The 3,226-nt window shown below is 47.2% G+C and carries 8 protein-coding genes; 3 read left to right on the forward strand and 5 right to left on the reverse strand.

The features are described from left to right. From SK51_RS25725 to SK51_RS23305, 5 genes are all read right to left on the reverse strand, one after another. The coding region (locus SK51_RS25725; protein ID WP_048207321.1) for a restriction endonuclease at nt 1-364 on the reverse strand (364 nt) is incomplete at its 3' end. 55 nt (nt 365-419) lie between these two features. Further along, nucleotides 420-731, reverse strand: coding sequence for a hypothetical protein (locus tag SK51_RS23290; protein WP_001452736.1), 312 nt, complete (start codon nt 729-731; stop codon nt 420-422). Between the two features lie 35 nt (nt 732-766). Further along, on the reverse strand, nt 767-1,081 hold the full coding sequence (locus tag SK51_RS23295) for a TrbM/KikA/MpfK family conjugal transfer protein (protein ID WP_001749965.1): 315 nt from the start codon (nt 1,079-1,081) through the stop codon (nt 767-769). Then, nucleotides 1,078-1,422 (reverse strand): hypothetical protein, encoded by a 345-nt coding sequence (locus SK51_RS23300; protein ID WP_001749964.1) that lies wholly within the window; start codon nt 1,420-1,422, stop codon nt 1,078-1,080. The genes SK51_RS23295 and SK51_RS23300 overlap by 4 nt, the downstream gene beginning before the upstream one ends. A gap of 15 nt (nt 1,423-1,437) precedes the next feature. Next, nucleotides 1,438-1,743, reverse strand: a complete 306-nt coding sequence (locus SK51_RS23305) for an H-NS family nucleoid-associated regulatory protein (RefSeq protein ID WP_000960954.1) — start codon at nt 1,741-1,743, stop codon at nt 1,438-1,440. Nucleotides 1,744-1,851: 108 nt separating this feature from the next. Between SK51_RS23305 and SK51_RS23310 the strand changes: the two genes are divergently transcribed. Genes SK51_RS23310 through SK51_RS23320 form a run of 3 tightly spaced genes read left to right on the forward strand, consistent with a single transcriptional unit; the run spans nt 1,852 to nt 3,179 of the window. Then, a complete protein-coding gene (locus tag SK51_RS23310; RefSeq protein WP_001749963.1) occupies nt 1,852-2,586 on the forward strand; it encodes a lytic transglycosylase domain-containing protein in 735 nt (244 codons plus the stop codon). An 8-nt stretch (nt 2,587-2,594) separates the two neighbouring features. Further along, nucleotides 2,595-2,876: a transcriptional repressor KorA gene (gene korA, locus SK51_RS23315; RefSeq protein WP_000440698.1), complete on the forward strand. Its 282-nt coding sequence runs from the start codon at nt 2,595-2,597 to the stop codon at nt 2,874-2,876. Nucleotides 2,877-2,885: 9 nt separating this feature from the next. After that, a complete protein-coding gene (locus tag SK51_RS23320; RefSeq protein ID WP_001749962.1) occupies nt 2,886-3,179 on the forward strand; it encodes a hypothetical protein in 294 nt (97 codons plus the stop codon). The last annotated feature ends 47 nt before the right edge of the window (nt 3,180-3,226 follow it).

Below are 3,226 nucleotides of genomic sequence, written 5' to 3' on the forward strand. Positions count from 1 at the left end.
GTAAAGCAATATGGCCGCGATAGCGTTTAGCCTGAATAAGATAGCGATATTTTCCTATTATTACCTGGCCGTCAATGCCTCCATCGCCGGTATAGCGTTTGTTTCTGATGGTTCTGAAGCCATGCGCTTCAAATCCTTCCAGCAACAGTTCTTCAAACACAAAAGGATCAATTTTCCTCAGGTAGTCAATTTTTTGTGGGAAGCCCGGCAACGTCTTTATGCGCTCCAGCACCCGCCGCGCACTTTGCTGCTTCCTTTTGTGTCGCCTGTGCCGTACTGAACGCCGGAAGAATACAACGGCAAGCAGTGCGATGGCGCTGCAAGCCCATAGAATAAGGTTTTCTGTAGTGGGGAAGGGGATCATGGTCATAGTGGGCTTTCTGAGGGTAAAGAAAAGGGCGGTTAAACCGCCCTGGTGTTTAGCGACGGCTGTATACCTGCCACGAAGCGCTGCCTGACTGATTCTGGCAAATCCGCCCGTAAAGTACGGTGCCGGTCGAGTAGCGGGCGCCATTCAGATAGCAATAGCCGCTGGATTGCAGCAGTTCGTTGCGCAGCTTTTCTTCCTGCTTTGATAGCCGGGACTCCGCAGACTGCAAACGAACGGATAATTCGTTAATCTGGCGTTGCTGGTTATTCAGCTGGCTCTGCATCGCATTACCTTTATCCTGGCTGACGCAACCAGTTAAGAGAGCTGTACAGGCTAATGCACTTAATATTATTTTTTTCACGTTGGCTCCTTAAATTGAGATTATTCCTAGTTCGCCTATAAGCGAACTTTCCCGTATTTACTTATGATCTGGCTTATCATCGACTGGTTACTTCCACCTTCGCCATTATCCGGGCATTCATTAAGAAAAGCCTTCCTGGCATCCTTCGTGTGGTTGGGTAAAAAGCCGTGCTTGTTCTTTTTAACGATATTGAAGAAAGCAGCTTCAGCACTGTTACACTCGCTTCCGCCGCTATCGCCGGTGAGCTTGCCCGCCATGCACATAATAACTTTGCAGGGATCTTCAGCATGGCTGGCAGGAATATAAAGCAGACTACCAGCTGCTATCAGAGGTATTAAGAGTTTCTTCATTGTTTTGTCCTTAACAGTTTGTTCAGATATACACTCGCCAGAATGTTGATAACGGTAAGCAATATTAATAATAACGCTGCGTTATAAATAGATTTGTAACCTATATCGCCTGCAATATATTCGACAACAAAAACGAAAATCGTTAAAATTGTGTAAAACTTGATTAACTTTCCTGTAATTTTCTTAACAATATAAGCAACTGAATAAGAGCCGGATTTGATGATGCTGGCGAGTAACCTGATCGCATGGACACGAAATTTTCTAAAAATGGGCGGAATGGAAGATGCCTTTTTCTTCCTTCTGCTTTTTTGCCTTTCCGCAAAATCAATAAGTTCGCCCATTTTTATACCCTCCGGTTATATCTTCAGATCATCAAGTGATAAACCACTATCAAGCAGCTCTTTGAGCCATGTGGGTCGGCGGCCAGTCCCGGACCAGGTATTTTCTGCGTTCCTGGGGTCGCGGTATTTTGCTGGTCTATGTTCTCTGGGGTTGGCTACGCCCTGCATCTTCATGGCTTCCAGGCTAATGCCAGCGTCCAATTTTGCAGTTAGCCAGGCCGGGCGCTTCCCTATACCAGTCCACGTATTAAAAGGGTTATCCGGGTCACGATACACGGGTTCGCCTTTTGGTCGTTTTTCTGATTTCAGGGGAACCAGCATCACCTTCCTTCCTTCAGCGGTTTTCTTTTCGTTTCTTCTTGACACGATCTCATTAGCCCTTATCATAAACAAAAGTCGTCGAAATTACAATTACGCGGTGAAACATAAATGAGTAAACATCCAAAACTCCTGGTTCTCGCTCTGGCCTGCCTTGCTTGTGCTGGCCGTGCCAGTGCTGCGCCTGCCTCCGATGAAGTTGCCAGGCTTGCGCAGAGATGTGCGCCTGATGTTTCACCCTTAACGATGGCGTACATCGTCGGCCATGAGTCCTCAAATGGGCCGTACAGGATCAATATTAACGGTAGTATTCAGTTAAAACAGCAACCGCGTACTGAAGCTGAGGCCGTCAGCGTTGCGAAAGTTCTGCTGAAGGATAATAAAAGTTTTGATATGGGCCTTGCACAAATTAACTCAAATAATTTAGTGGGCCTGGGTCTTTCGGTTGACGATATTTTCAAACCCTGCATCAACCTGCGGGCGAGCCAGACCATCCTTAAAGCCTGTTATGATAGCGCCCTGAAATCCTACCCAGCCGGGCAGGTTGCGCTGAGACACGCGCTTTCCTGCTACAACACCGGCTCACTCACAAACGGGATTTCTAACGGGTATGTCACGAAAGTTATCAACGTGGCGCGTCAATCAACTGATTTGAAAATCCCTACGCTGCTACCTGACGGCCAGACCAGTGAGGACAGCACCGCGACTGAGCCTCAGCAGGCAAAAAGTACGGCGCCGCAGTATGACGGTGAACAAGATGTTTTTGGTTCGGGTGATGGCGATGCCTTCAGCCGAAATAATACGGATGCCTTTTTAACCAGACAGGAAACAGCGAAGGGGGAATGAGGTTATGGATGGAACGTTTGTACCTTGTATTGCAATCACAGATCCTGGAGCTATTTGAAGCAGGAAAAGTGAAGGAGGTAACGATAGAACGGGTTTCATTAAAGAAGTGGTATCCCGTTTTTCAGATAGACGATGAACAGCTGGGCCAGATCGCATGTTCCATTAGGGTTAACAAAGAGCATGAGCTACGAACCTGGGCTGATTTAAGGCTACTGGCAGAGTTTTTGAAAGATAAGTGTGGCGTTGAAGAATGCCGGTTAAATCTGCAATCAACAGAAGATAGTGAGTAAGGAGAAAGTATGACCACGTTGTTTAAGAAGTATGGCCCTGCGGTAGTTATGGGCGTTTTGTCCATTGCCCTGCCGCAAATTGCGCTGGCCGCTGGCACCGATACTGGTGAATCAACCGCTACATCAATCCAGACGTGGTTGAGCACATGGATTCCAATTGGTTGTGCTATTGCGATCATGGTTAGTTGCTTTATGTGGATGCTTCACGTAATCCCAGCCAGCTTTATTCCTCGTATCGTAATCTCGCTGATTGGTATTGGTTCTGCATCATTTCTGGTTTCCCTGACGGGCGTAGGAAGCTGAACAACGCGAAAAGGGGGGACTTTTGTCCCCCAAAGTGAGGACTACAA

This window comes from Enterobacter sp. MGH85, from assembly GCF_001037655.1.
In the GTDB taxonomy this organism is placed as follows: Bacteria; Pseudomonadota; Gammaproteobacteria; order Enterobacterales; family Enterobacteriaceae; genus Enterobacter; species Enterobacter intestinihominis.